The 26,038-nt window shown below is 39.6% G+C and carries 36 protein-coding genes and 1 tRNA gene; 30 read left to right on the forward strand and 7 right to left on the reverse strand.

Features of this window, described 5'->3' with window-relative positions; genetic code table 11:
* The first annotated feature begins 14 nt into the window (after nt 1-14).
* The 5 genes from NDN60_RS01860 to NDN60_RS01880 all read left to right on the forward strand — a co-directional run bounded on the left by NDN60_RS01860 (nt 15) and on the right by NDN60_RS01880 (nt 3,835).
* Nucleotides 15-590, forward strand: a complete 576-nt coding sequence (locus NDN60_RS01860) for a sensor histidine kinase (protein WP_257875867.1) — start codon at nt 15-17, stop codon at nt 588-590.
* Nucleotides 583-1,188 (forward strand): response regulator transcription factor, encoded by a 606-nt coding sequence (locus tag NDN60_RS01865; RefSeq protein ID WP_056948789.1) that lies wholly within the window; start codon nt 583-585, stop codon nt 1,186-1,188. The genes NDN60_RS01860 and NDN60_RS01865 overlap by 8 nt, the downstream gene beginning before the upstream one ends.
* 69 nt (nt 1,189-1,257) lie before the next feature.
* Complete coding sequence (locus NDN60_RS01870) at nt 1,258-1,584, forward strand: DUF6506 family protein (RefSeq protein WP_025015936.1); 327 nt, start codon at nt 1,258-1,260, stop codon at nt 1,582-1,584.
* A gap of 123 nt (nt 1,585-1,707) precedes the next feature.
* Entirely contained in the window at nt 1,708-3,348 is a 1,641-nt protein-coding gene (locus NDN60_RS01875) for a peptide ABC transporter substrate-binding protein (RefSeq protein WP_056948787.1), read from the forward strand.
* Between the two features lie 79 nt (nt 3,349-3,427).
* A complete protein-coding gene (locus NDN60_RS01880) occupies nt 3,428-3,835 on the forward strand; it encodes an organic hydroperoxide resistance protein (protein ID WP_011374258.1) in 408 nt (135 codons plus the stop codon).
* Nucleotides 3,836-3,900: 65 nt separating this feature from the next.
* Here NDN60_RS01880 and NDN60_RS01885 read toward each other — a convergent pair whose 3' ends face one another.
* Nucleotides 3,901-4,197, reverse strand: a complete 297-nt coding sequence (locus NDN60_RS01885) for a hypothetical protein (protein WP_011374259.1) — start codon at nt 4,195-4,197, stop codon at nt 3,901-3,903.
* Between the two features lie 205 nt (nt 4,198-4,402).
* Between NDN60_RS01885 and NDN60_RS01890 the strand changes: the two genes are divergently transcribed.
* The 5 genes from NDN60_RS01890 to NDN60_RS01910 all read left to right on the forward strand — a co-directional run bounded on the left by NDN60_RS01890 (nt 4,403) and on the right by NDN60_RS01910 (nt 7,542).
* Entirely contained in the window at nt 4,403-4,765 is a 363-nt protein-coding gene (locus NDN60_RS01890; protein ID WP_011374260.1) for a hypothetical protein, read from the forward strand.
* Nucleotides 4,766-4,893: 128 nt separating this feature from the next.
* Nucleotides 4,894-5,787 carry an ABC transporter ATP-binding protein gene (locus NDN60_RS01895; protein WP_056948785.1) on the forward strand — a complete coding sequence of 298 codons (894 nt, stop codon included), beginning with the start codon at nt 4,894-4,896 and terminating at the stop codon, nt 5,785-5,787.
* Nucleotides 5,784-6,650: an ABC transporter permease gene (locus NDN60_RS01900; protein ID WP_056948783.1), complete on the forward strand. Its 867-nt coding sequence runs from the start codon at nt 5,784-5,786 to the stop codon at nt 6,648-6,650. Before NDN60_RS01895 ends, NDN60_RS01900 begins: the two co-directional genes overlap by 4 nt.
* A gap of 17 nt (nt 6,651-6,667) precedes the next feature.
* Nucleotides 6,668-7,129, forward strand: coding sequence for a LytTR family DNA-binding domain-containing protein (locus NDN60_RS01905; protein ID WP_372743921.1), 462 nt, complete (start codon nt 6,668-6,670; stop codon nt 7,127-7,129).
* Nucleotides 7,130-7,134: 5 nt separating this feature from the next.
* Complete coding sequence (locus NDN60_RS01910) at nt 7,135-7,542, forward strand: DUF3021 domain-containing protein (protein WP_011374264.1); 408 nt, start codon at nt 7,135-7,137, stop codon at nt 7,540-7,542.
* A gap of 60 nt (nt 7,543-7,602) precedes the next feature.
* Here NDN60_RS01910 and NDN60_RS01915 read toward each other — a convergent pair whose 3' ends face one another.
* The gene (locus NDN60_RS01915) at nt 7,603-7,950 is read right to left on the reverse strand and encodes a bacteriocin immunity protein (RefSeq protein WP_099947630.1); all 348 of its coding nucleotides are present in this window, start codon (nt 7,948-7,950) and stop codon (nt 7,603-7,605) included.
* Nucleotides 7,951-8,129: 179 nt separating this feature from the next.
* Here NDN60_RS01915 and NDN60_RS09345 point away from each other — a divergent pair, with 179 nt between their 5' ends.
* The 12 genes from NDN60_RS09345 to NDN60_RS01970 all read left to right on the forward strand — a co-directional run bounded on the left by NDN60_RS09345 (nt 8,130) and on the right by NDN60_RS01970 (nt 14,028).
* A complete protein-coding gene (locus NDN60_RS09345) occupies nt 8,130-8,261 on the forward strand; it encodes a bacteriocin (protein WP_157779290.1) in 132 nt (43 codons plus the stop codon).
* 647 nt (nt 8,262-8,908) lie between these two features.
* Nucleotides 8,909-9,610, forward strand: coding sequence for a sensor histidine kinase (locus tag NDN60_RS01920; protein ID WP_157771044.1), 702 nt, complete (start codon nt 8,909-8,911; stop codon nt 9,608-9,610).
* A gap of 1 nt (nt 9,611) precedes the next feature.
* The gene (locus NDN60_RS01925) at nt 9,612-10,358 is read left to right on the forward strand and encodes a LytTR family transcriptional regulator DNA-binding domain-containing protein (RefSeq protein ID WP_085391658.1); all 747 of its coding nucleotides are present in this window, start codon (nt 9,612-9,614) and stop codon (nt 10,356-10,358) included.
* A 165-nt stretch (nt 10,359-10,523) separates the two neighbouring features.
* Nucleotides 10,524-10,667 (forward strand): hypothetical protein, encoded by a 144-nt coding sequence (locus NDN60_RS01930; RefSeq protein WP_011374270.1) that lies wholly within the window; start codon nt 10,524-10,526, stop codon nt 10,665-10,667.
* A 21-nt stretch (nt 10,668-10,688) separates the two neighbouring features.
* The gene (locus tag NDN60_RS01935; protein WP_011374271.1) at nt 10,689-10,853 is read left to right on the forward strand and encodes a hypothetical protein; all 165 of its coding nucleotides are present in this window, start codon (nt 10,689-10,691) and stop codon (nt 10,851-10,853) included.
* A gap of 25 nt (nt 10,854-10,878) precedes the next feature.
* On the forward strand, nt 10,879-11,547 hold the full coding sequence (locus NDN60_RS01940) for a CPBP family glutamic-type intramembrane protease (protein ID WP_011374272.1): 669 nt from the start codon (nt 10,879-10,881) through the stop codon (nt 11,545-11,547).
* 846 nt (nt 11,548-12,393) lie between these two features.
* The gene (locus NDN60_RS01945) at nt 12,394-12,564 is read left to right on the forward strand and encodes a hypothetical protein (protein WP_011374273.1); all 171 of its coding nucleotides are present in this window, start codon (nt 12,394-12,396) and stop codon (nt 12,562-12,564) included.
* A 32-nt stretch (nt 12,565-12,596) separates the two neighbouring features.
* Nucleotides 12,597-12,779 (forward strand): hypothetical protein, encoded by a 183-nt coding sequence (locus NDN60_RS01950; RefSeq protein WP_011374274.1) that lies wholly within the window; start codon nt 12,597-12,599, stop codon nt 12,777-12,779.
* A 141-nt stretch (nt 12,780-12,920) separates the two neighbouring features.
* Nucleotides 12,921-13,253, forward strand: coding sequence for a bacteriocin immunity protein (locus tag NDN60_RS01955; RefSeq protein ID WP_056947921.1), 333 nt, complete (start codon nt 12,921-12,923; stop codon nt 13,251-13,253).
* Nucleotides 13,254-13,271: 18 nt separating this feature from the next.
* A complete protein-coding gene (locus NDN60_RS01960) occupies nt 13,272-13,559 on the forward strand; it encodes a bacteriocin immunity protein (RefSeq protein WP_056947920.1) in 288 nt (95 codons plus the stop codon).
* 24 nt (nt 13,560-13,583) lie between these two features.
* Nucleotides 13,584-13,763: a hypothetical protein gene (locus NDN60_RS01965; RefSeq protein WP_056947918.1), complete on the forward strand. Its 180-nt coding sequence runs from the start codon at nt 13,584-13,586 to the stop codon at nt 13,761-13,763.
* A 28-nt stretch (nt 13,764-13,791) separates the two neighbouring features.
* The gene (locus NDN60_RS01970; RefSeq protein ID WP_056947916.1) at nt 13,792-14,028 is read left to right on the forward strand and encodes a hypothetical protein; all 237 of its coding nucleotides are present in this window, start codon (nt 13,792-13,794) and stop codon (nt 14,026-14,028) included.
* Nucleotides 14,029-14,100: 72 nt separating this feature from the next.
* Here NDN60_RS01970 and NDN60_RS01975 read toward each other — a convergent pair whose 3' ends face one another.
* Nucleotides 14,101-14,424 (reverse strand): hypothetical protein, encoded by a 324-nt coding sequence (locus NDN60_RS01975; RefSeq protein ID WP_035146515.1) that lies wholly within the window; start codon nt 14,422-14,424, stop codon nt 14,101-14,103.
* Between the two features lie 83 nt (nt 14,425-14,507).
* On the opposite strand from NDN60_RS01975, the gene NDN60_RS01980 reads away from it, so the two are divergent.
* The 3 genes from NDN60_RS01980 to NDN60_RS01990 all read left to right on the forward strand — a co-directional run bounded on the left by NDN60_RS01980 (nt 14,508) and on the right by NDN60_RS01990 (nt 16,781).
* Nucleotides 14,508-14,795 (forward strand): hypothetical protein, encoded by a 288-nt coding sequence (locus NDN60_RS01980; RefSeq protein WP_056947914.1) that lies wholly within the window; start codon nt 14,508-14,510, stop codon nt 14,793-14,795.
* 169 nt (nt 14,796-14,964) lie between these two features.
* Entirely contained in the window at nt 14,965-16,005 is a 1,041-nt protein-coding gene (gene tdcB / locus NDN60_RS01985) for a bifunctional threonine ammonia-lyase/L-serine ammonia-lyase TdcB (protein ID WP_011374281.1), read from the forward strand.
* Between the two features lie 143 nt (nt 16,006-16,148).
* Nucleotides 16,149-16,781, forward strand: coding sequence for a CPBP family intramembrane glutamic endopeptidase (locus tag NDN60_RS01990; RefSeq protein ID WP_076632463.1), 633 nt, complete (start codon nt 16,149-16,151; stop codon nt 16,779-16,781).
* Here the strand turns inward: NDN60_RS01990 and NDN60_RS01995 are convergent.
* On the reverse strand, nt 16,768-17,205 hold the full coding sequence (locus NDN60_RS01995; RefSeq protein WP_056947476.1) for a hypothetical protein: 438 nt from the start codon (nt 17,203-17,205) through the stop codon (nt 16,768-16,770). The genes NDN60_RS01990 and NDN60_RS01995 overlap by 14 nt on opposite strands.
* A gap of 156 nt (nt 17,206-17,361) precedes the next feature.
* Here NDN60_RS01995 and NDN60_RS02000 point away from each other — a divergent pair, with 156 nt between their 5' ends.
* On the forward strand, nt 17,362-18,714 hold the full coding sequence (locus NDN60_RS02000) for an FAD-dependent oxidoreductase (RefSeq protein WP_011374284.1): 1,353 nt from the start codon (nt 17,362-17,364) through the stop codon (nt 18,712-18,714).
* Nucleotides 18,715-19,046: 332 nt separating this feature from the next.
* Nucleotides 19,047-19,283: a hypothetical protein gene (locus tag NDN60_RS02005; RefSeq protein ID WP_056947474.1), complete on the forward strand. Its 237-nt coding sequence runs from the start codon at nt 19,047-19,049 to the stop codon at nt 19,281-19,283.
* Nucleotides 19,284-19,320: 37 nt separating this feature from the next.
* On the opposite strand, the gene NDN60_RS02010 is transcribed toward NDN60_RS02005, so the two are convergent.
* Both NDN60_RS02010 and NDN60_RS02015 read right to left on the reverse strand, forming a co-directional pair.
* Nucleotides 19,321-21,102, reverse strand: coding sequence for a glycerophosphodiester phosphodiesterase (locus NDN60_RS02010; protein WP_056947471.1), 1,782 nt, complete (start codon nt 21,100-21,102; stop codon nt 19,321-19,323).
* Nucleotides 21,103-21,192: 90 nt separating this feature from the next.
* The gene (locus NDN60_RS02015; RefSeq protein ID WP_056947469.1) at nt 21,193-22,599 is read right to left on the reverse strand and encodes a C69 family dipeptidase; all 1,407 of its coding nucleotides are present in this window, start codon (nt 22,597-22,599) and stop codon (nt 21,193-21,195) included.
* Nucleotides 22,600-22,768: 169 nt separating this feature from the next.
* On the opposite strand from NDN60_RS02015, the gene NDN60_RS02020 reads away from it, so the two are divergent.
* A complete protein-coding gene (locus tag NDN60_RS02020) occupies nt 22,769-23,443 on the forward strand; it encodes a hypothetical protein (protein ID WP_056947467.1) in 675 nt (224 codons plus the stop codon).
* Between the two features lie 64 nt (nt 23,444-23,507).
* Here the strand turns inward: NDN60_RS02020 and NDN60_RS02025 are convergent.
* A tRNA-Arg gene (locus NDN60_RS02025) sits at nt 23,508-23,579 on the reverse strand.
* A gap of 291 nt (nt 23,580-23,870) precedes the next feature.
* Here NDN60_RS02025 and NDN60_RS02030 point away from each other — a divergent pair.
* A complete protein-coding gene (locus NDN60_RS02030) occupies nt 23,871-24,908 on the forward strand; it encodes a sugar-binding transcriptional regulator (RefSeq protein WP_011374312.1) in 1,038 nt (345 codons plus the stop codon).
* 38 nt (nt 24,909-24,946) lie between these two features.
* A complete protein-coding gene (gap, locus tag NDN60_RS02035) occupies nt 24,947-25,963 on the forward strand; it encodes a type I glyceraldehyde-3-phosphate dehydrogenase (RefSeq protein WP_011374313.1) in 1,017 nt (338 codons plus the stop codon).
* The last annotated feature ends 75 nt before the right edge of the window (nt 25,964-26,038 follow it).

Below are 26,038 nucleotides of genomic sequence, written 5' to 3' on the forward strand. Positions count from 1 at the left end.
ATGAGCGCCAGCGAATTGCTCGTGATTTGCATGATAACTTAGGACAATCGTTTTCGATGATTACTTTAAAAGCGGGATATGCGCGTAAATTATTGGCTAAAAAACCGGATGCGGTGCCTGAACAACTATTGGCGATTGAACAAGCGTACCGCCAGAATTTAAAAATGGTGCGTGACATTGTGGCCGGCTTACGGCAAACGACAATTGCCGAAGAATTGATTAATCAAGAACGTAATCTCAGCGTAGCGGGCATCATCTTATTAACCAAGGATGAAAATCAAATTGAAGGTTTACCACAATCAAACCAACAAGTATTAGCACAATGTTTGCACGAAGCAGTGACTAATATTATTCGTTACAGTCACGCCACGGAGTGTTACGTGACGTTTGCGCAATCGGCAACGACTTTTCAGATGACGATTCAAGATAACGGCCGAGGCTTGAAAAAGGCTGACCAGTTTAAAAGTCATGGAATGGCAGGGATGCGTGAACGCTTGGAAGTGATTCAGGGTGAACTGACCGTTGATGGTCGCCACGGAACCACGTTAACGCTGACAATGCCAATCGTTACGGAGGCAAAAAATGATTAAACTTTATTTAGCAGAAGATCAACAACTTTTAAATACCGCACTAGCTGGTATTTTAGAGCTAGAAGATGACCTAACAATGATTGGAACCGCCACTAATGGCCAAATCGCCTTGGAACAGATTGCAACCTTACAACCGGATGTCGCTTTACTGGATATCGAGATGCCGGGGTTAACGGGACTTGAAATCGCTCGACAATTACATGAACAACAGCCACAGGTTAAGGTCATCATTTTGACGACCTTTGCCCAGACCAGTTATTTTAAACAGGCGATTAGCGCTGAAGTTGCCACTTATCTCTTAAAAGACGGTCCTAGTGATGATTTAATCGTCGCGATTCACTCGGTGATGGTGGGCAAAACAGTCTACGCACCAGAATTAGTGGTCGGCTTAACCAATCAACCGCAAAATCCACTTTCACAACGGGAAACCGATGTTTTGCAGGCGGTGGCCAACGGTTTGAGCAATAAAGAAGTCGCGCGCCAACTCTTCTTATCAGATGGGACCGTCCGTAATTATATGTCGACGATTCTCAGCAAATTAGCCGCCAGCAATCGGATTGAAGCAATCCAAATTGCGCGCCATAATGGCTGGTTATAATGGTCAGACTTTAAAATTGCATCGCAGTCGTTAATTGACTATGCTTGCAAGCATAAAGGAGGCGTTAATATGAGTTTAGAAAACCTGCATAAATGGGCATTTTTCTATTTTTCACCCGCATTTTCCCCGGAACAAAATACCGTTATTAATCGCAATCAGGCTGGGACCTGTGAAATGATTACGGTCGGTTTTGATCCAAGTGCTAAAACGGATGGCTCGGTGATTGAATTAGCCCTACAATTGAAGGCAGAAGGGGTTCAGTTTATCGAACTTTGTGGTGGTTTTGGGCCAACTTGGACGACTAAAATTAATGAGGCCCTGAACTATGAAATACCGGTGGGCGCGGTTATGTATGGCCCTGAATTCCGCCAACCATTATTTGAAATTATGCAATAAAACGGTTCCAAGCGGAGACTTACCTGAAAATCGCAGATAAGTCTCTTTTTTGAGTCTTTTTAATTAACTTTCTGGGTGCTGTTCGGTATAATTCACTTATAAATTGTAAGAAGGAGGGATACGATGTTAAAGAAGCGACGAACATTCATCATCGGATTGGGGGCTGCACTATTATGTAGTCTGTTCTTAATCCTCAATGTTGCTAATGTGCAGGCCAAACAAGTTTTACAGTTAGGCGCACAGGCGCCGCTTGATACGATCGATATCTCGACTTCAACGGGCTACGGTCAAACTGGTAATATTTACGAAGGTTTATACCGACTCGGCCAAAAAGGTAAAATTGAAGCGGGCTTAGCAAAGCGTAGCCAAGTTTCAGAAGATGGGTTAACGTGGACTTTTAAAATTAGAAAAGCACAATTTAGTAATGGGGATCCAATTCGGGCGCAAGATTTTGTTTATGCTTGGCAACGGACGATTAAACCAACGACTAAATCGCCTTACACGAACCTATTTAGTAATATCAAAAACGCCCCAGCGATTGCGGATGGCAAATTAGATCCGAAGCAATTAGGGGTCAAGGCTTTAGATAAACACACGCTACAAGTGACGTTAACCAAACCGGTTGCCTACATGAAGACCTTGATGGCTTATCCATTATTTGCGCCACAAGATCAAAAGGTAATTGAAAAGTACGGCAAGAAATACGCGACAAAATCAAAATACATGGTTTACTCGGGACCATTTACGCTTAAAGGTTGGTCTGGGACCAGTGAAGAATGGCAGTTCAAGAAAAATCCGCGCTATTGGGATCATCAGAAAGTGAAATTAAGTGCGGTTAAATTTACGGTGTTGGAAAATACCAGCACGGCGTTATATCTCTATCAAGACGGGCGCTTGGATTTAACCCAACTCGATAATCAACAAGTTGAAAATTATAGTCGTAATCGCGATTTCAAGCGTTATCCATATGCGCAAACTTACTTCTTAAAATATAATTTCAACAGTGACAATCAACCGGTCAAGCATATTTTGAATAATCAAGATGCGCGTCTGGCACTATCCTTGGCGATTAATCGGAAGACAATGAACAACCGCCTCTATGGCTTTAAAACAAATCCGGTCACGGGCTTTGTCGCCTCTGGTTTAGCCAACTCACCCGTTAAAAAGGTCGACTTTGCCAAATCACAAGCCGTGCCACATACGGTCGATTACGAACCGAAACTGGCCAAAGAATATTGGCAAAAGGCGCTAAAAGCCACCGGGATGAAGAAGGTGACACTCTCATTAACAGTTGATAGTGATGATCCGAATACATCTTATGTCAGCCAGTATTTAAAAGGACAGTTGGAAGAAATCTTACCAGGCTTCCAGCTCAACTTAAGAACAGTGCCTAGCCAAGTTGCAAGCAGTCGCGATCACGAGGGCGACTATGATATCTTATTATCCGCTTGGGGGGCCGATTTCAAAGATCCAATTTCATTCTTAGAAATCATGCTACCAGGAGCGGCCAATAATACTGGTGGCTTCAAGAATGCGGCTTACCAAAAAGCTGTTGATTTAGCCACGAATCAAGATGCCAATGACCCAAGTCAACGTTGGGCTGATATGGTCGAGGCGGCACAAGTCTTGAACCGCACACAAAGCTTGACACCGTTATACCAAAACGAAACGGGTTATCTCCAAAATCCGAAGGTCAAAGGGATTATCCATAATACCGCTGGGACCCAGTGGAGTTATAAGACCGCCTATATTAAGGGGCAATAAGCCACCAAACAGATTATTATTGTTTCAAGTGGCGCTATGCTAAAGTAAGGGTATCCAATTCAGAAAGAGGGTATTTTAAATGGCAAAGCAATATGAAACAACGATGATTAATGAAGGTGGCCGAAACGGGTTCGTTTACGACCCAGAAAAATCAACGAAGTATGTGATTAAAGCGCCGGGGACAGATAAAACTGGTAAGAGTACCAACCCGGAACAACTTTTCGCCGCTGGCTACAGTTCATGTTTTAACAGTGCCTTGGAACTCGTTTTAAGTCAGGATCAGATTAAAGCTGAAACGACGGTTAAAGCAACAGTCTCACTTTATAATGATGGTCCTGCAGATTTCTATATCGGGGTTGAACTTGTTGGTCATATTGAAGGCCTCTCACCAGAAGATACGAAGCGCTACCTCGAAAAAGCCCACGAAGTTTGCCCATATTCTAAAGCAACACGTGGTAATATCGACGTTAAAATTGATGTCATGTAAGTTAAATATAAAAGCGCCGCAACAAGCAGAAATTTGATTGTTGCGGCGCTTTTTTATTTTTTAAATTAATGAGCCCTAGTGTTCATCTGTAACCAACTCTTCAAATTAACGCCAACAATGCAAAGCACTAAGCCAATGATGATTGCACTATAACCAATTTGTTGACTGGCGATGATTGTCAGTATCAGCATAATGAGGCCCGCGAGTAGTAGAGCGTTCTGACCGATTGAGGTGGTGGCTTTGTGATACGCCACTGAACAAAGCGCTGCAATACCAATCGTGAGGGCGGCAATTAATAGAATCGCTTGCCAGTGGGGTTCCCATAAACTGAGAAGTGCACCGAGTAAGCTATAAGTACCCACGAGGCCTGCTAGTGAATAACAATAATGAATTTGTGCATGAATAAAAACCTACCTTATATCAATAGTGATTTAAGTATCACATGGTACAAGCGATTCTTTCAATTGAGTGGACAGAACTTTACTATTTTATAAACAAATCAGGCGCCTTTTTTTACTAGATTGCTTCAGGTATACTAAATAAAAATCGTTATGTGGGGTAACTAAGATGACTCAGAAAAGGAAATGGCCGGTATGGCTCAAAGTCGTGATGTGGATCGGAATAATTGGTGGTGGCTTTGCGGTGATGATTATGTTGAATCTAGCTTATTCAAAAGGGCTGACCGCAATTGCCCAGAGACTGGGTGTGCCTTATAGCTATTACCATCATATGCATCATGAGCGGCACCACTATGAGGAACAATATATGGCCAATGATTTCGATGAGGTAGGGTTAATCTTAGCCATTTTAACGGTCTTAGGTGGCGTATACTTATGCTTCAGTTTACTGGAAAATCAGGAGAAGAAATATAAGAAACGCGCAACCAAACAACATAATAAGCGGCTTAATAAAGTAAAGAAACGTCACTAGTGACGTTTCTTTTTTTGATGCGCTTAAAAGAACAACTTGTCGCAGTATTCAGACCACTTATCTAGAAGTAGGGGACAAGCCAGCCACTTTGCCAGTAAACTGAGGTAATTGATAAGGAGGCTGTAGCGATGACATTACTGACAGCAACAGGGATTACAAAAAAATTTGGCACTAAAACTGCCGTTAAGCAGATTGATTTAACGGTTCAAACCGGCCAGCTAGTGGCTTTCTTAGGCCCCAATGGCGCGGGTAAATCAACCACGATTAATTTATTAACCGGTACGATTGCACCGACTGCCGGGACAATTGAGATGGCAGGTCTCAGGCCGGATAGTCGCCAATATCAAAAGCAGATTGGTGTTGTTTTCCAAAAAAGCGTTTTGGATAATCAGTTGACGGTTTGGCAAAATCTCAAAAGTCGTGCTGATATGTACCAAGGCGTCACTTTAACACCTGAAAGTGAATTGATTACCGCTTTTGGTTTAACGTCGATTCTTAAGCAAACTTACGGGACACTATCGGGCGGTCAGCGCCGGCGAGTTGATATTGCTCGGGCATTGATTCATCAACCTAAACTACTTTTTTTGGATGAACCGTCTACTGGCTTGGACATTCAGACGAGAACCGTTATCTGGCAGACGCTAAACAAATTACGTCAGCAACAGGGCTTAACGATTATTTTGACGACGCATTATTTAGAAGAGGCAGCTGAAGCTGATTTTGTCTATGTTATCGATCATGGTCAAATTATTGCGGCCGATACGGTTGAGCAACTGCAAGCAACCTATGCACAAAGTCAGTTGATGATTGAAACCGATTATCCCGAAGCTGTCTTAGCCCAATTAGCACCAGAATGGCGTGTCTTGCAAACAAATCATCAATTACAGATTGCGCTACCTGATGATCAACAGGCAATCACACTATTAACAAAAGTGCAGTCGGTGGTTACCCATTTTGAATTTCGTCAGGGTAATATGGATGATATTTTTATGGTACTAACAGGAAAGGAGATTCGCCAATGATGGCTTTAGTTAAACGGCACTTAGCGCTTTATTTCGGTAACAAAAGTGGGGTGTTCTTTTCATTATTGGGCGCGTTAATTGCGTTTGTATTGTACCTCGTTTTTTTGAAGCATAATATGCTAGCCAGTTGGTCACAATTAGCGGCTCCACAGAAGTTACTTGATCCCTGGTTAATCGGTGGGACGTTAGCTGTGACAGCGGTCACCACAACTGCCAATGGCTTGAATCAGATGATTGTCGATCGCGAATCGGGAACACTGGCCGATTTAGCATTAACTGATATGTCCTTCATCGGCATTCAGTTCAGCTACTTAGTAAGTGCCGTGATCATTGGCATCTTGATGCAGTTGGTCATGTTTGCAGCAATGGTTGGTTATTTTAACCTCACGGATCAATTTGTGTTGTCGCTAGCAGCAATCTTCCCCGTTATGGGTATAATGTTATTGAGTAGCATTGTCTGGACGACGTTTAACGTACTAATTTTATCGTTTGTCACGAATCTGGATTCTTTAGGGAAAATCGGCACCATTTTAGGGACGTCCGCCGGCTTTTTTGCAGGGGTTTACTTACCAATTGGAGCTGTTCCGGTCGCCGCTCAAAATTTAATGAAAATCACGCCGTTTCCATATAATGCGGCTATCTATCGCCAAATATTGATGGCTGATCAACTAAAAATGACTTTCAAACAGGTGCCTCAATTACGTCATCAGTTTGAACAGACGTTAGGCATCGGCATTCAGTTGCAGCATTTAACCAGTTGGCAAGCAAATGCCTTAATCTTAGCGGGCTTTAGTGTCGTCTTTGGCGCGCTCACACTGGTATTTGCTAAGAGCAGTCGTCGCAAAGCAATCAATAAGGTATAATAAGCAGATAAAAGGTGGTGGGTGATTTGAAGGTTAATTTTGAACAAAATAAAGACTTGGCAGATGATGATATTCAAGTGACGGTTCAAGCTGCCCACCTTTCGCCGACGGTCATCGAATTGATTCAAGCGCTGGAAGCCCGCCAGCAATCGGTTGATGTTTATCCGATTACAGTTGATGAACGGGTCGTGTTAGTGCCAACTGCTGAGATTATCGCACTAGAGGTCTACGGTAATGATGTGACGCTCTACACGGTTAAGGCGACCTATCAAATTCGGGGTGTTTTGAAGAAGATACTCAGCAAATTAAACCAACAAGATTTCATTCAAGTTGCAAAAGGGGCCGCGATTAATTTGAACCATCTCCAATCGTTAGAGGCTGCTTTTTCTGGTAGTATGACGGCCTTTTTAACGAATCAGTTGAAGATGAGTGTAAGTCGTAAATACTTACCAGAGTTGCGACAACAATTAGGGATGTGAAAAAGATGCTGAAAGAAAGTTTAAAAAGTGCGGGGATTGGGTTATTGATTGGTTCATTTACTTTTTTAGTGGTCATCATGAGCCTCAATTCAACGGTTACAATAACGCGTGCTAATATTCTAAGTAATTGGGTCATGAGTGCCTTAATTGGGATTATATCAATGATTTTTGATAGCGAAAAAATACCGTTCGCATGGGCGCTCTTTAGCCATTATTGTGGTGTTTTATTACTGGTTGGCTTAACTGGCATTTATAACGGCTTGTGGCCCATTTTTATAGCCCATCCAGTGCGTCATGTATTGTTCGTAACACTGATTTACGCTCTCGTTTGGCTAGGATTGCAAATTAGTAACTGGATTGATGTGCGCCGAATGAATGAAAAACTGGCTAAACGCCGACAAATGAAAAAATAAAAAAAGAAACGCGACTAAAATAACGAATCTTGTGATTCATTGTTTAGTCGCGTTTTTAGTTTAAACTCTAGCGTATTTACGGGCATCGGAATAGTTGAAAAATTCAGCTTTAGCGGTATAGTCGCCACGATAAACACTATTCCAGCCGGCTCTTTGACCATATGCACCTAGGTCGATTAATAATTGTTCTTCAGATTTATTGAGATGAATTTTACCAAAGCCAACACTATAAATATAATTTGCGAGGCGGTTGACTAACGCTTCAGGATTCTTGGTAGTTTCAAGTGTGAGATAGACCTGACTCAAAACATCGGTAATGTCGAGAAGCGCGTTTGATTTATCTGGATGAGCCATTAGGCTGTTGTAAAGTGTATGAATGTTTTCCTTAGCAATTTCTTGATTAGTCATAATGAAAAGCCTCCACAAAAAGTATTATCAACATCTGTTCTAGTCTTCTTAGTAAATTTTGTCAACTTCAATAGAGTTCTTAACGTTAATCCGAAAAAAACTAACGTTAATATTAAAAAATAAGATCCGCTTGTGAATTATGTATAATTTGATTAGACTAAAGAATAGGAGAAAGTATGATGATATTTAAAAAACTTTCAGAAAAAGAATTGCAAAAAATAAGCGGTGGTGTCGGAATACAAAAATGTAGTCTGGGATTTAGTTCACGAGAGTATTTAAATAAAATTACTAAATGGATTAAGCATCATTAAAAGGGCGCGGTAACGTGATTAAAATCAATCTAATTTTGGGCTTGTTACAAAATTCTGTTGTGATTTTTTCCATATTGAATATAAATCATTATTTAGAGAAACGGTATAAGTATTACTACTTGTTTAGTGATTTAGTAATCGCATTTTTTTTGGGAATAGTTGGTCTAATAATAGAGGATGCATATCTCATTGTTTTTATAATTGGGTGCATCCTATTTGGAGTACTAAAGAAAAAAAGTATATATATTGATTTGGTCCATGCTAGTTACATTCTTCTAGCTACTTTAATTGAAATTATTTTATTTATGTTAAGTGGGTATATCTGTCAGTTATTTTTATTGATGATGAAGATGAATTCAGATGATAGGTATTCTGAACTACTAGTAGTAAGCACTATCGTTTTATCAATTATTTTGCTATTAGCATTATCTGGATTAAAGCATTGGAAAAATAAACAGATTTTAATAATTACTAGCGAAATAAAAATGTTATCTTTGGAAAAACCAGTTTTTTATATGTTATTAACTTTATTTTTAGCAATGGAATTAGTCTTAATAATTAGTAATATACAATCCGTAACTGCTACCTTGCAAGTGGTTATAGTATTGGTTTTTATTATTTTTACATTTTTAATGGGCTCTCAGATTATGCTATCTATTAAAACATATGCGATACGACAGGAAACAGAAGATAAAATTGCGCGGAATCAACAACTTCAAGATTACCTAGTCAATATCGAACAGCAGTACACCGAATTACGGCGATTTAAGCACGATTATCAAAATATCTTGTTGTCGTTGGAGAGTTTTGCCGAAAAGGGCGATCAGCAACAATTTAAGGCGTATTATCAAGAATTATTAGCACAACGGCCAACTCAAAGTGAAATCCAAGGGGCAGTCATTGCGCAACTCGATTACTTGAAAAATGATCCTATTCGAGGATTAGTCATTCAAAAGTTTTTGGCGGCCAAACAGGCTGGTGTTACTTTAAAATTCGAAATGACCGAACCAATCGAATTAGCAACCGCTAATTCATTAACGGTTATTCGGATTATCGGTATTTTATTAGACAATGCGATTGAACAAGCCGTTCAAGAAACCGATAAATTGGTGAGTTGTGCTTTCTTACAATCTGATGGTTTAATCGAAATTACGATTGAAAATACGGCCAGTCAAGTTAAGGATATCCAAGCATTTTCAGAGTTAGGCTATTCAACGAAAGGCGCTGGTCGGGGGACTGGTTTAGCTAATGTGCAGGATTTGATTGCCAAACAAACCAATTTATTCTTAGAAACACAGATTGAAAATAGAAAGTTACGACAGACATTGATGATTACGGAGGAAATTTAATTTGTATCCTGTTTATTTATTAGAGGATGATTTACAGCAACAAGCGATTTATCAGCAAATTATCGCGAATACGATTATGATTAACGAATTTGGAATGACTTTAAAATGCGCTGCCAGTGACACTGAGACATTGTTGGCAGCAATTAAGGACCAACAACGAGGGTTATTCTTTTTGGATATGGAAATTGAAGATAACCGCCAAGCCGGTTTAGAAGTGGCAACTAAGATTCGGCAGATGATGCCGTTTGCGCAAATTGTCTTCATTACAACCCACGAGGAACTGACATTATTAACGTTAGAACGAAAAATAGCGCCTTTAGATTACATTCTCAAGGACCAATCAATGGCTGAAATCAAAAGGCAACTGATTGATGATCTGTTGTTGGCTGAGAAGCAAAATGAAGCAGCAGCGTATCACCGAGAAAATTTATTTAGTTATAAAATCGGTCCTCGCTTTTTCTCATTACCATTAAAGGAAGTTGTTTATTTATATACTGAAAAAGAAAATCCGGGGCATATTAATTTGTTAGCCGTTACTAGAAAGGTTACCTTTCCAGGAAATTTAAATGCGCTGGAAGCCCAATATCCAATGCTCTTTCGGTGTGATAAAAGTTACTTAGTTAACCTATCTAATATTGCCAATTATGACAGTAAAACGCGTAGCTTAAGTTTTATCGATGGCAGTGAAGCAAAGGTCTCGTTTCGTAAATCACGAGAACTAGTAGCTAAATTAAAACAAATGATGTAGCGCATATTAACGTTTGACAGATAAAGTTGAACGTTAATATTTTTTTGTAAGATGATTCAAAAATTACGTTACAATTATTTTGTAAGATAATAAGATATCGGCCGATGTAAAGACATCTTATGGTAATTTTAATGATAAAATAAATTTTTTATTAAGGGTGTAAAAATGGAGAGAATAAGTGAATACAAAGTATTGAATAATAATGTTTTAGCTGGAGTACAAGGTGGTAAAAAGAAAAAGGGTGGCTTCTTTTGGCATTATTTTGGAGATCCTATTGTTAGTTTTGGTAAAGGATTTATTGGATATTAAATAAAATTAAGGAGTATTCTTATGAATAAAAAATTGGATAGTTTCAGCAGTATTGAAGATGATAAATTAGGACTAGTTATTGGGGGACGAAATAATCTAGCATATGGTCTTGGTAAGTTAGTTCGTGCCGGTGTTGATATAGGAATAGCGATTGGGAGCAAAGGTCGCTACAAACCAAGACACTAAATTAATGAAATCATAGGTAAGATAATTGAATACGTTAGAAGTGATTAGCCAGAGAAGGGCTGTTGGTGGGTTTGTATTATTAATAATAGGTTATTTATTGAGTAGTCGTATTAGTCTAGAAATTTCTTTTTTTAATATATCTTGCTTATTTTTAATCTTATTTTCGTATAGTGCACTGATTGTATTATTTGGTTATCAATCAACAAAAGATTTATTAAAACCGCTAAAACGACCGTTTGTGAGAAAAATATTATCAGCAGTTGGATTAAGTTTTCTAATTGTCTTTGGAATAAGTATTGTGTTAATGATGTTTTTTGGAGAAGTGGCGGTCACTCAGAATGGCAATATTCCATTCCTGAAGTCAATTACTGTAAAGTGGCAATTAGTGAGCTTGCTAATTATCTTTTTAAACATAATAGGTGAAGAATTATGGGTCGCTGGGATTGTTTTACCAATAGCCACTTGGCTAACAGAATATAAATTTAATTGGCTATTGGCTAATTTAATTGGCTGTTTAATTTTTGCATTAATCCATTTAGAGATTTATAAGTTCAATATTGCAATATGTCTAATTGTAGGATTTTCTAGGTATGGATTTTCGATGGCTTGGAAATCGAATGATACATTAAGAGGTGGGATATATGCGCATCTATTATATGACTCCTTATTGTTAGCTGTGAATATACTATTATAAAAAAGATTAGCGTCTAATCGATAATGAAGTGAACCCCCAAAACTACTCCAATTTTTTGGGGTTCACTTCATAAATTTGGACATTAATCTTTTTATTTAGTAAGAAATAGCGTAGCATATTAGCTTAAATTCAAACGTACTGTTAACGTTAATCTCAATAAAATAATGTTAGTAGATAACGAGCCAGCTGGTAAGGAATGTATGACACGCTTAAGAGAATAAGCCATGGGGGATTAGTTTTAGTTGCATCGAGAAAAGGGTGACAAATAAGATGACCAAGGAAAAATTCAATTATTTTTTTGGTCTATCGAAATAATGATACTAGGTCTGGGCATATTAAATTGGAGAAAAAAACAATTTTATTAGTACCAATATTTATAATGCTTAATATTTTCTATCAATTTATTTATCAAAATATTATTCCAAATTTAGGTAGTACAGTAAATCAAAATGATTTAGTGAACACTATTCGTCATAACGTTGGCTTATTCTGGCTTTTTTCTACTAGTAGTAATTGCAGGACCAATTTCTGAAGAAATTATCTTTCAACGAGTAGTTCAGTATAACTTATATGTAGAATTGAAGCGATATCAATCCTTTAATAATTTGATATGCCGATATATCGCTATACTAGGTGCTACCATGTTATTTATACTTTTTCGTATCTGGGGAGAGTCTGATATTGGTTGGTTATTGGATTTGAGCAATAGCGGTCTTATTTTTTTGCAATTATTTATGATTTAACGATATTCAAACTAATGTACCCAATAGTGGTTCATATCGGTATTAATTTACTTGCTTTTATTGCAGTAGTTTACTAAGCGTGTTAAAGGAGAATATAAAAATAGTGTTTCTTAAGAAAAGTAACGTGTTAATTATTATTTCAATTTTATTAATAATAGGTGGGATTGGTCTATTAATCATCTTCGGCAATGAAGATCGTTTTAGACTAGCGGATATAATGCTTATTATTGGGATGACCTTGTTTATTGATATTAAGTTCAAGGACCGTCATTAGCATAATAAATTAAATGGAGGAGTGAATTAATAATGCGTTTAAAAAAGAATTTCTATAAATCATTAGATCTCTATATTGGTATTTGGGCCTTAATAGCTAGTTTTGCAGTATTCAATGAAACGATGTTTAGTGTTTCTTGGTGGTTGGATATTGTTGGTGTCATAATAGGGATTTCATTAATCGTATCAGGCTTATTTTTAGGCGATAAAGCTTAGTTTTTGCGCCTTCGAAATAGTAATAAGAATACATACTAATACCAAATATTAACGTTTAACCGATAAAGTTGAACGTTAATATTTTTTTTACTCGAAAATGGTAATTGGCAGCATAATAGTGTCATAAGGGAGTTGGTTATATTGGCAATTAATGATCAAGAACTATTCGATTTAATCGATGCAGCTTACAATGAAGATTTATTAAATCAACCACAAAAATATGAATACAAGGCAGCCTTATTGGCAGGTGCCAAACAATTAATCGAAGGTGCAGATTCACTTAGTGTCTGTGTCGATATCTACAATGCTTATCATGAAAATTACATCGTATCGATAAGCTTACCGCGTGCTAATCGCAATTTATATGGTTACATTCATCATAAATTAGAAAAATTAGATCAAAAACGATTACGCGATTTGAATTTAGGTTACGGTTTAATTGCCTCTTCAATGATGTTTGGCGGTATGCATTAAGAATAGGAGTTGGATAATATGAAATGGTATTCAGGTGGTTCAGAACGTAGTGAACAGGCGATTATAACAATTAAGGCATTATTAACGGACTTACAAGATGCTTCGAAAGGACCTGCTTTACAAACTGTTTTAACGACTTATCAGGCAGAACTTGAAAGTAAAAAAGCAAGTGTGCCCTTGATCTTGAGTCGCTTAAATTTGGCAATTGCCAATGCGCTTCAAGAAGACGGTTTGACTTTATCGGCTGCGCAATCTGAACAGGTCAAAGCACTAACGGCACTCTCTAACATTCGATATGGTTACTAACGGCATTTTTTAAGGGGAATTAGAATGACATTTAATCACTTTTTTTATAAAGCAATTGATTTTTATTTCGGGCTCTATCTTTTATTTTCAAGCTGGTCGATTATTAATGCAAGTATCAGCACCATTTCATGGTGGTTTGACTTCTTCTGTATTGTGTTGGGTTTGTGGTTAATTATTGAAAACTTACTCACTAAGAAGGGCTGATGATGCTTGTCGAATTGGAGGAAAAAAGTTGGCGAGTGATCAAGGATTGCTGAACATTTTGCGGTTAATTGAAGTCGCCTTGAGTGATCCGCAAGTAGCGGCAGATTACCAATTAGCGACTCATTTAAACAAGGGCGCAGCGGCTGTTAAAAGCGGGTACTTGGATAGTCAATGCCGCAATGACTATCAACAAGCAATCAATTATTTCTTGATGGTTAACGGCTTTAAGGTTTCACCGGCCCTGATCCAGTTAATGTCGTTATAAAATACGGTACAACGATAAATATTTGAAAGTTAATAAGGGGTTGGGACAAAAATAACTTTTGTCCCAACCCCTTTAATGATTCGCTAAAAATGCGACGACTGAGCGTGTACTGAGTGTTGATAGTTCTAGTGCGCCAAGTTGGTAGATTTGGTTTTGATCAAAATCGTGCCGCTCAAATTGGTGCTGTAAGCCATTTTTTAGAATTAAGGCGGCGGGCTTTTTGGCCTTAATGGCCTGGCTGTCTCCAAAACTTTCATCTAATGAAACATGCCAATCCAATTGTTTGGCGGCAAGCGCGGTGTTTAAGTGCATCACAAATTCCTGCTCGTGGTGACTGCTAAAGTTGCTCCCAATAATTAAGGGAAGGGTTGTATAGACTAAAATGGCTTCTTTCATTGGGACATCTCCTTGTTTTATAGCTATCATATGCTATTATACAACTATTGATAGCGCTTTATATATAAAAGGAGGTTTTGATAATGTTTGATAAAACGTATTTTGATTTCTTTAAGCATATGAGTTTAACAGGTGATGGCACCACCAGTTGGTATTTATTGGCGTTGAAGACGCCGTTAGAAGCAGCATCAGTCATTGAACGGCTTCAAGGGCAGTTCGACCAAATTCGTTTATATGGTGAAGGTTATAGTATTCGAAGCAGTTTGGGACAAGCAAAGGTGATTGAACTAATTGAACAATCTTTAAATTTAAAAGTTGAGCAAGACTTCCAATTAGTCAGTCTTTCGCAGTTTAATGCGATTGGACGTTAAATGTCGATAATAATGAGAAGCTGCTAATTACCATATGAAAACGTTCTAATAAACTCGGGATTCCCTTTGACAAGTGGGCCAAAGAGGACTACATTTAAATTGTGAATGATAGTACAAAAGGCACTAATATTCATGTTCAGGATTAATCAATATGGAAGAGGTGGCCATTATGGCAACAAATAATTTAGTTTTGAAGACAGCTGACATTTGTGATATTCGTGATATTGAAGAGGCGCGGGCAACAATCAAACCTTACATCCGGGAAACACCATTAATTCAATCGATGTTTTTAAGCCGGAATGTCGCTAAGGGCAATGTTTATCTGAAATTAGAAAACATGCAATTAACAGGCTCGTTCAAATTTAGAGGTGCCAATAACAAAATTAATCATTTAACTGAAGAACAACGTCAACGTGGGATTGTAACAGCATCAGCTGGTAACCATGCACAAGGTGTCGCATTAACCGCTAAGTTATTGGGAATTGATGCAACAGTTGTTATGCCAGAAGAAGCCCCAATTGCTAAACAAGAAGCAACGGCTGGCTACGGTGCTAACGTTGTCTTACACGGTGCAACGTTTAACGATGCACGTTTATACATGGAACAATTAGCAGAAGAAAAAGGCATGACAATCGTTCATCCTTACGATGATCGTGAAGTCATGGCTGGCCAAGGCACAATCGGGCTTGAAATCTTAGATGAAATTTGGAATGTCGACACAGTAATTATCCCTGTTGGTGGGGGCGGCTTAATTTCAGGTGTGGCAACAGCTTTGAAATCTTTTAACCCATCAATTCACATTATTGGGGTTCAATCTGAAAATGTACACGGGATGGCGGCTTCAATCGATGCTGGCAAAATTACAAGTCACCATGATGACTTCACATTAGCAGATGGTACCGATGTGGCTATTCCAGGAGACTTAACTTACCCAGTTGTTCAAAACCTAGTAGACGAATTCATCTTAGTCACTGAAGACGAAATCGCAATGGCAATGACCGACTTGATGCAACGGACTAAGATTGTCACAGAAGGTGCTGGTGCATTACCAACGGCTGCCTTATTAAGTGGCAAGATTGATCCTAAGTGGCTTGAAGATAAGAACATTGTTGCGATGGTTTCAGGCGGTAATGTTGATTTAACACGGGTTTCAGGTATTATTGAACACCTCTTCAAACCAGCAGACACAAGCAAGGGTGTTGTTGGTTAGTTCATTCAAAAAAGGTATCGCGAATTTTCGCGATACCTTTTTTTGACGTTTATCGAGCAATTATTGACGTTCATTAGAATTGACCAACAGTTGAAACAGATTATGGGATACTAATCTTAAATCAAAAAATTAGGTGGTTTGAAATGGTTACTATGAAGCGCGTCTGTTATTTCATTTTTTTAGTTTTATTAACCAGTGTGATCTATGTTGAAGAATTATTAGGGGTTAGCAATCATTATCTAGCCCAGCATGAAATGCGGTTTATCGTGTTTGATTTAATCATGTGGGGGCTTTTATTGGCCTTGTTACTGGTTATTTATCGTCGCTTGTCAAAAGCTAACGGGCCAGAAGTAGCGGTCCCAGTGATTAAGAAGGTTGGGATTATATTGCTTATGCTAGCAGCGAGTTACTTGTTAAACTGGTTTGATCAACAGTGGAATCCACTAGCGTTACCACAAAATCAGGTGGTGATTGATCAGCGAATGCAAGCAGCGCCTTATTTAACAACAATCGGCAATGGCTTAATCGCACCAACAATTGAAGAGCTATTATTTAGAGGGCTCTTTTTTAATTTCTTTTTCCTGAAGAAAACAAGGTTTAATGGTTTCTTGAAGATCATTGTATCAGGGCTGATATTTGGCAGCATGCATGAATTAGCAATTAATTATAATTGGTTGATTTATTGCGCGATGGGCTGGATTCTAGGTGCCACTTATTACTGGACGAAGGATTTGAAATGTTCAATGATTCTGCATGCCTTGATTAATTTGTTTTAGCTAATCGGTTGGCTCGCATCTGCCACAATTTCGAGGTGGTTGCCAACGAAATTGTGGTAAGGATAATGAAGAAGGTCATTGGTAATAATGGCGCTGGCATTTGAGCGCCCGAAAATTTCAGGATAATCGTGGTGAGCGTCGTGAAAGTCGATAGAATATTCAGGATTAATAATGAAAGTTCATAATGACCATCTTGTTTAGAGAGAATGTGGCCTGAGTATAAAACGCCAACAGCAAGAATAATATATAAGAAGTAAAAGCCCCCAAATAAAACAATGAAGCCACTAGGCGATTCCTTGGCCATTTTGAGAATCGTTTGGTCTGTAAAAACGGTGATAATCGTGGTGAGAATTTGGTAGGCGACATAGAGGGTTACGAGGTAGATCAATGTTGGAATATTGCGCTTTAATTTTTGTTTGAGCAATTACTTAGTCTCCAATCGAAGTTTTTGGTACTGTTAGTTTAGCATGTGAATAACGGTAAACACTATAAAAAGAATGGCGGCGTAACCGAATTCATTTGTAATAATTATTATCTGCGTTATAATTAGATTGTACGAAATAGATAAGGAGTGATCAGCGTGAAAATTATTGTTGTCGGTTCATCCCATGGTGGGTTCGAAACAGTTCAAGAAAGTTTACTAGATTATCCGGATGCAACAATCCAATGGTACGAACAGGGCGATTTTCTATCGTTCTTATCCTGTGGGATGCAACTCTATTTAGAAGGAACAGTCAAGAATGTTGACGATGTTAGCTATGCAACGCCAGAAGGCATGCGTGCTAAAGGTGTCGATGTTCGTTTACAACAAGCTATTACAGCCATTAACGCTGACCAACATACGGTTCAGGTTAAGGATTTAAAAAATAATACAACTCGTGAAGAAAGTTACGATAAGCTCGTCTTAAGTGTCGGGGCCGTGCCATTTGAACTCCCCGTTGCTGGTCGCGATTTAGCTAACGTTTATGCAATGCGTGGTCGTGATTGGGCGATTAAGCTCAAGGCCAAAACAGTTGATCCAACTGTAAAAAACGTCGTTGTTATTGGCTCAGGTTATATCGGTATCGAAGCTGCTGAAGTCTTTGCCAAAGCTGGTAAAAACGTGACAGTTGTTGATGTCTTACCACGTCTATTGAGTTTATACCTCGATCAAGAATTTACAGATGAATTAACAACTGAAATGCAAGCTCATAATATTTATCCAGCAGTCGGACAATCTGTTAAGGAATACCGCGGTGCTGACGGTAAAGTTACTAAGGTTGTGACGGATCAAGCCGAATATGATGCCGATTTAGTCATCGAAGCTGCTGGTATTCGTCCCAATACAGCTTGGTTGAAAGATGTGCTTGATTTAGACCGCAGTGGTCGGATTAAGATCAATGAATATCTACAAACGAGTCAACCTGATATCTTTGCGGTGGGGGATGCAACGGTTGTTAAATATGCACCTACTGGTGAAGAAATCCCAATCGCTTTAGCAACGAATGCCCGCCGTCAAGGTCGCTACGCTGCTAAAAACTTGGTCACAGCTGACCAACCCGTACCAGCTGTTTCTGGTTCATCAGCCTTAAGTGTCTTCGATTATCACTTTGCTTCAACGGGGATTAAAGAAGGAACTGCTGATAAGTCAGGCGTCAAGACTCAATCCGTCGTTGTAACGGAAACTTATCGTCCGCATTTCGTTCCAGCTGACGAAAATCCAGAAGTTAAATTCAAATTAACGTTCGATCCCGAAACGGGTCGGATTTTAGGCGCACAAATCATGTCTAAAGCAGACGTCACAGCTAATATCAACGCCATTTCCTTAGCCATCCAAGGCAAGATGACGGTTGACGATTTAGCTTACGCTGACTTCTTCTTCCAACCTGGTTTCGACCGGCCTTGGAACATCATGAACGTTGCCGCTCAAAAGGCACAACGCTTGATGCACTAATAAAAGTAAAGTGCGTGTGTCATAAGTTGGGCATCTCCTGAGGATTAATATTAGACTATCAAAAAGGTGTTGCGGTGAAATGAATTTTTGCCGCGATACCTTTTTTATTTTGCTAAATGATAGCGTATAATAGAAGAAAAGTGATGGGATAATCAGGAACTGATTAGTGTTCTAATAACGTTGCAAGTCCTGATTATCGTTAATATTATTTTTGACACAATTGGCCATGAACAAAGTATTGCTGGTTTATACAAGGCGGTTTATCCGATGGCACTGTCGTTCTTTTGTTATTTGGGGAAAGATCTGTTTAAGAAGAAGTAGGGAGGTACATGATGCAACTTAATTTATGGCGTGCTTTTAAAACTGCCTTTTTCTTTTTAAGCACAATGGTCATTGCAAAAATTATTTTTAAGTGGACAGCTTTTCGTGAACTCTATGCAGGCGGTAGTATGGAATTAGGCTGGATAAGTATTAGCATGATTTTTCTAGGTGTTTACCTAGGGCTATTATTATTATTAACCTTGCTTGTTTTCGCTTATCTACAGGTAAAACAATTATTTAAAAAATAGGATATAAAAAAACGACCAGTTAGCTGGTCGTTTTTTGCTACCCAATACCCATCACATAAAAGGCTAATTTATCGGCGTAATGCGGTTTTATGTGTTGATTTTGGGCTTGTTCAACTGCTTTGAGATTATCGGTGATCACGCCATCCGCACCAAAATACATCATTCGCTGGACTGCCTGTTGATCATTGGGTGTCCAAACAAAGACGGCTTTCTTTTCTTGATGCGCCGCTTGAATGAAGTGCCGATTGACTGTCGTCATTTCAACCGCGTAGAAATCGGCGCGTGAAATGGGTGGTCCGATGAAATTAAAAGGGAGAATATAACCGGTTTGTATTTGCGGTGCCGCTTTTTTGACATCTTCCACCACTTGCCAGTTCAAGGACTGCACCATGTGATCGTGGGCTTCAATGCTAGTTTGGTATTTGGCTAGGAATTTTTGCACCAAACCCGGATTATCGGTAGTTGGCGTCTTGATTTCAATTAAGAGTTTTTGGTGTAGTTGATTGGCGAGTGCGAGATAGTCATCAAAAGACGCGATTGGTGCGGTGCGCTTATGTTCACGCACGGTCATTTCGGTGAGTTGCGCCAGTGTTTTTGATTGGGGTGTTCCGGACTGACCAGTTAATGGGGCCAGCTGAAAGTCATGAAAAACAACGAATTGATGATCTTTGGTCAGTTGGACATCCATTTCCACGTAGTTGGGTTTTAAGTGGTGCGTTTGGTTGAGTGCAGTGAGTGAATTTTGAACACCATTTTTTTGAGAGACACCGCGGTGAGAGATACTGATGGGTTGTTGAATTGAGACAGCGCGAAGGTAATTCCAATTGTAAAAGCCGGTACCCATTAAAGTAACCATGGCCACTAGCAATAATAAGCCGCCATTGAGGGGGACGCTCAGTTTAAGACTAGAATAGTTAATCGCAGGCTGATTGAATTGCGAATCGGATAGTAGCGCATCAACCAGTACGAAAAAGATGGTGACAGTGGAGAGGACCAGGTTAATGAGGACGACCACTTGTAAAAATGTCATGAGGATAACGACGCTCTGGAAGCCGACGCTGGTGTGCGTTTCAATGAACGCCTGAAGCTGGATTAATAAGAAGAAACTAACGGTTGTAAAACCCACGAGGCCCCCAACGATGAGTAACAACCGACCAACTAGGGTTACTAATTGGTGATGCGTAAAGCGCCAGCTTGTGTGTAACGCCTTTTTTAATGACATTTGTTGAAGAATGATATTGGGGAGGGTGAAGATGAGGCGCAAACCAATATATAGCAAACTCAAATAAATTAATAGCCCCAAAACAGCAATCAGCCGTCGATTGGTGACGATGTAATCTAAAATAAAGGCCGGCAATTTAAATTTCGTCAATAAATCGGAGTGATAACCCAAACCGCCCAATGGGATAATTAAGATGTAATAATATAGGAAGAAAAAAATGGTACCGATGCGCAGATGCGTGATTTGGGCGACTGTCATCTTAAGTAATGCTTGCAGGGCCAGTGGTCGTTTAATCTGAATAAAATACACACTTAATAGTAGAAATGTGAATTCGAAGAAGGCCAGTAATAAAATCAGCAGCGCAATCCCGACGAGCGCCAGCAGCACCAAGGGGTGCTGATGAATGAGCACGGGCAGATTGCTCAATGCTAGAAATTGAATTTGGTAATGCACTAAAATGAAGTAGCTGGCTTTACTTAAAAGCGGCAGGCAAATTAAAAGTAGAAAACCATGCATCAATAAAACACTGCGGAAATAAGCTTGGCTTTGTTTTAAAAACGCAAAGGTGTTTGAAAATAACTGTTTAAAATATTGCATTAAATAGAGGCTCCTCAATAAAAACGTTTATAAGGACTATTGTACAACAAAAGAAGGGTTGAGTAACAATCGCTACTTAACCCCTCTTTATTAATCATTTAATGAATAGCGTAGTTTCATATGGTTGGCGCCGGTGGTTACCATTTTTCCAAGGAGTTGGTTGAGGTTCATGAAGTAAGTATCAGCGAGCGCTTGGTTAGCGACAGTGAGTTGCGCGGTGCTATTTTCCGGATTAGCTAAAATTGCGGCGTCCGTTTTGAGTTGAATCTTGCGACAATCAATTAATGCTTGGGCTTCAAAAGCATCCCGAAGTCCTTGATAACGATTGAAGTCAGTATCTCCGAGTAGGGCTGTTAGACGATTTAACCAGTAAATGTTGTTAGGATCAAAGCTGGTTTGTGTCTCACGATAAACGGCCGGCGTCGTATTTGTATTGGCATAAAATGGCACTAAACCGTTAAAGGTGTTGGGGCCAAATGCTAACCAATGAATCCCGGCAATCGCTTCGGGGACATCGTTGCGAATTTGCAGAATATGCGTTTCTTCATTTCGATTTAAACCGATTGTCCGGTAGCGTTGACGATCATCTTTTGAACCTGTGCCATAAGGATCAAAAGGCGTGTTCTCGAAATGAGAACTGAGGGCCCATTTAACGGCTTCAATCGTTAGTTTTTTAGTGGGGACCATCATGAAGGGCAGTTCTTGATCTTCATAGTCACCCTCATCAAGACCACCAAATGCTTTTAAAATGGCATAAGCGCGGGGATTATTATAATGAGAATCCTTGATGGTTGCTGTACCAAAGATGTGGCGGAGGTTTACTTGGTCTTCATCAGGATTGAGATGGTATTGCACAATTAGACTTGGTAGATCTTCTGAGAATAGCGTATTTGGTGAGGTAAAATCGAATTCAGCAATGTTGAGACGATTAGGCGCAACGACAAAGGCGTTATCTGGGATACGAATTGCTGCCCAGTGATGTCCGCCAATCGTTTCCAAGTACCAAACTTCATCGTGATCAGAAAAAGCAATGCCGTTGGTTTCATAAGTCCCATAGGTTTCAAGGAGTTGACCCAGCCGTAAAACGGCTTGGCGAGCTGATTGGCTATAAGGCAGAACAAGTGTTACGAAATCCGCTTCACCAATTCCGTCATCAGTTAGCGGATCAATTGCTAAGATATGAGGATTGTTGGTAATTGTTTCGCATGCGGTCATCGCGACGTTGGCGCTATTAATGCCGGCACCAGCCCAAATGCCATATTGATCATCGGCATCGGGTGTCGAAGTGTAACGTAACGGATTTGTAGGTAATTTGATTTTGAGCCCATTAATGGCTGAGGTGTAATCAATGGGTTGATCGGCTGGTTGAATAACGCGGAATTTTTGCGGATTAGGCTTATTGTAGCCATCCTCGTTTCTAGCGATAAGGGTTGAACCATCAAGCGTGGCTTTTTTCCCCACTAAAATGGTTGTACAAGAACTGATTCGTTTATTCAAAAGAAGGACTCCTTCAGGGTTTATTATTTATTATAAGCCAAGTTACCACTCAATCCCTATGAGACATAATAAAAAGTGAGTAACTATTTAAAAATAGCGATTACTTTGGTATAGTGTCAGTATAAAGTTAAAGGGGTTTACGAATGGGATACTTTTGGGGGGGAACAAGATGGCGAAGTACAAAAAGGGGCCAATTATGACGCAATGGGAGTCTGATTTTTCAAAAGCGCGTGCTAAACGTAAGAAGACGCTGATCATCCAGGGAGTGGTTTTAGTGTTGATCGTCGCTGGTGGGTTAACCTGGTTTATCAGAAATAACAATGCTAGCCAAAGTGTTGCCCAAAAAGGGTCAACGCAATCAGGCGTTTTTTATCAACCATCCTCTGAGCGAACGAAAGCGGCTAGTGACGAAGTGGTCATTAATGAAAAAGATTTTAAAGCATCGGCCAGCAGTGCTGCCGCCGAAGCCAACAACCAAGACGGTTGGGAGGGTGTCTACCCAGATAAATACGTTAAAGGGGCACTGACAACCGATTATATGAACTTTATTGCGATGAACAATAGTGGATTGCGCTGGTTACAAGGAAATGGCTACCGTTTATTGACGGAAAGTGAATTCTTCAAAGAAACCGGCCAAGCAGCACAAAAGAAACAAAAAGTGGATATGAAAAAAGTTGTGGTCAGAGATCCAGGCACGAGCTTACCTGCTTTAAATGACGCCTATGGCCATCCACGTCACTCATATTTCTGGGCAACAAAAGCCCAAAAAGCCATTTTGGGCCAAGTTAAAGTTAACAACCAATACCTTTTCTTTGAAGTAGGAAACAGTTTCTTTGATAAATAAGACAACAAAAAAGCCCCGTCGATTTGATCAAATCGACGGGGCTTTTTATTATGATATGTCTATATGCGCCACCCGGGAGTCGAACCCGGATCTCAAGAACCGGAATCTTGGGTGCTATCCATTACACTAGCGGCGCAACCTAATATATGTACTCAACAGTACAATATATTATTTTAGCGGATTTCTAGAAAAATTTCAAGCCCAAATTTTAATAAATCGCGATAAATCAACGTTTTAAAATTATTCGGAAAGAAAACGTATTCATTAAGCGCAAAGCATTGCATGTATTTTACTCACTTGATATAATGGTCTTGTTCAAAGGATAAGTTACTAGTTTTAGTAAGTTGCCTTTTATTTTTTGCCAGACATGGGTCGATTGATGACACAGATGGACATTTAATGTCCCACCGGAAAGTAGGCGAGATCAATGCGCGATGAGTTATCTGCAATAGAAGCGGTTGCGCCTGATTTTGTCGGTGTCGTTAAGAAACGTTACCAAGTCCTACAGCATATTGATTGGCTTGCACCAGTTGGGCGACGCACACTTGCTGAGCAGCTCAAATTAAGTGAAAGAGTCATTCGGACGGAGACGGATTTTTTAAAGGCACAAGGTTTGCTTAATTCGTCAAAATCAGGTATGGTTTTAACTGTCAAAGGACAAGAAGTTCTTGATCAGTTGAAACAAGTAATGGACCAATTCTTAGGATTACGGCAGACCGAACGAGAGTTGAGTCGCTATCTTGGAATTGAGCATTGCTTAATTGTATCTGGCAATAGTGATGAACAACCAAAAGTCCTCACCGAAATGGGCAAATTAGTCAATAGTACGTTACAGCTATTATTACCACAAGGCCAAAGTGTTGTGGCGGTAATGGGTGGCACGACGATGGCTAAGGCAGCTCATGAACTGTCAACTGATCTTTCTAAAAAGCGCAATTTAATCTTTGTGCCGGCTAGAGGTGGGATTGGTGAGAGTGTTGATATTCAGGCGAATGCGGTTTGTGCCGAGATGGCCAGCCAAACTGGTGGTAAACATCGGGCATTATACGTTCCTGAACAGGTGAGTGAGAAGACTTATGCCCCACTATTAGAAGAACCAAGTGTTCAAGAAGTGTTAAAGCTGATTGAACGCAGTCGCGGCGTGTTGCATAGTATTGGCGAAGCCATTACGATGGCAGAACGGCGGGATATGCCGATTGAAACCATCAAAATGCTGAAAGAAAAGCATGCGGTGGGTGAGGCCTTCGGTTACTTCTTTAACGCGCAAGGCGAAGTGGTGTACAAGATTCCGCGAATTGGATTACAGATTCGTGACTTATTAAATATTCCGTGTGTACTCGCGGTTGCAGGTGGGACTTCTAAGGCCCAAGCAATTGAAGCGTACATGCACCTCGCACCTCAACAGACGTGGTTAATCACGGATGAGGGTGCCGCAAACTCGATTTTACAAGGGGCAACCCTTTAAAATAAAAATTTTCATTTCCTAAAGGAGGAAATTCTATTATGACTACAAAAGTAGGGATTAATGGTTTCGGACGTATTGGTCGGTTAGCTTTACGTCGTATTTACGCAACAAGCAGTGACGTTTTGGAAGTTGTTGCTATCAATGATTTAACATCACCAGACATGTTAGCACACTTATTAAAGTATGATACAGCTCATGGTCAATTCGATCACGAAGTATCAGCTACAGAAAACAGCATCGTTATCGATGGCAAGAACATTCCAGTTTATGCTGAATCAGATGCACGTAATATTCCTTGGGTTAAGAATGATGGCGTTGACTTAGTACTTGAAAGTACTGGTTTCTACACATCAGAAGAAAAAGCACAAGCTCATCTTGATGCCGGTGCTAAAAAAGTTCTTATCTCAGCTCCTGCTGGTGCTGTTAAGACAGTTGTTTACGGTGTTAATGATGACACTATCACAGCTGATGACAACATCATCTCAGCTGCTTCATGTACTACAAACTGTTTAGCACCTTTAGCTAAAGCAGTTAACGACGCTTTCGGTATCAAAGCTGGTACAATGACAACAATCCATGCTTACACAGCTACACAAAAATTACAAGATGGTCCTGATCGTGGTGGAAACGTACGTGCTGCACGTGCTGCTGCTGCTAACATCATCCCTCATTCAACTGGTGCTGCTAAAGCTCTTGGCTTAGTTGTTCCTGCATTGAAGGGTAAACTTGACGGCCACGCACAACGTGTCCCAGTTATCACTGGTTCATTGACAGAATTAGTTGCAACTCTTGACAAAGAAGTTACAGCTGACGAAATCAACGCTGCTGTTAAGAAAGTTACTGAAGGTAACGAATCATTTGGTTACAATGCTGACCAAATCGTTTCATCAGATATCATCGGTACAGAATTCGGTTCAGTATTCGATCCTACTCAAACACAAATCGTTGGCGGTGGCGCAGGCCAAGTTGTCAAAGTTGTTGCTTGGTATGACAACGAATCAGGCTTTACAGCTCAAATGATCCGTACATTAGAAAAATTTGCTAGCTTAATCTAATTTCACTTTTGTGACTTTAGAAATGCAATAGCATTTTATAAGGCGGGAGGAGGTAAACTCCTTCCGTCTTTTTTT

Source organism: Latilactobacillus sp., assembly GCF_033176295.1.
In the GTDB taxonomy this organism is placed as follows: domain Bacteria; phylum Bacillota; class Bacilli; order Lactobacillales; family Lactobacillaceae; genus Latilactobacillus; species Latilactobacillus sakei.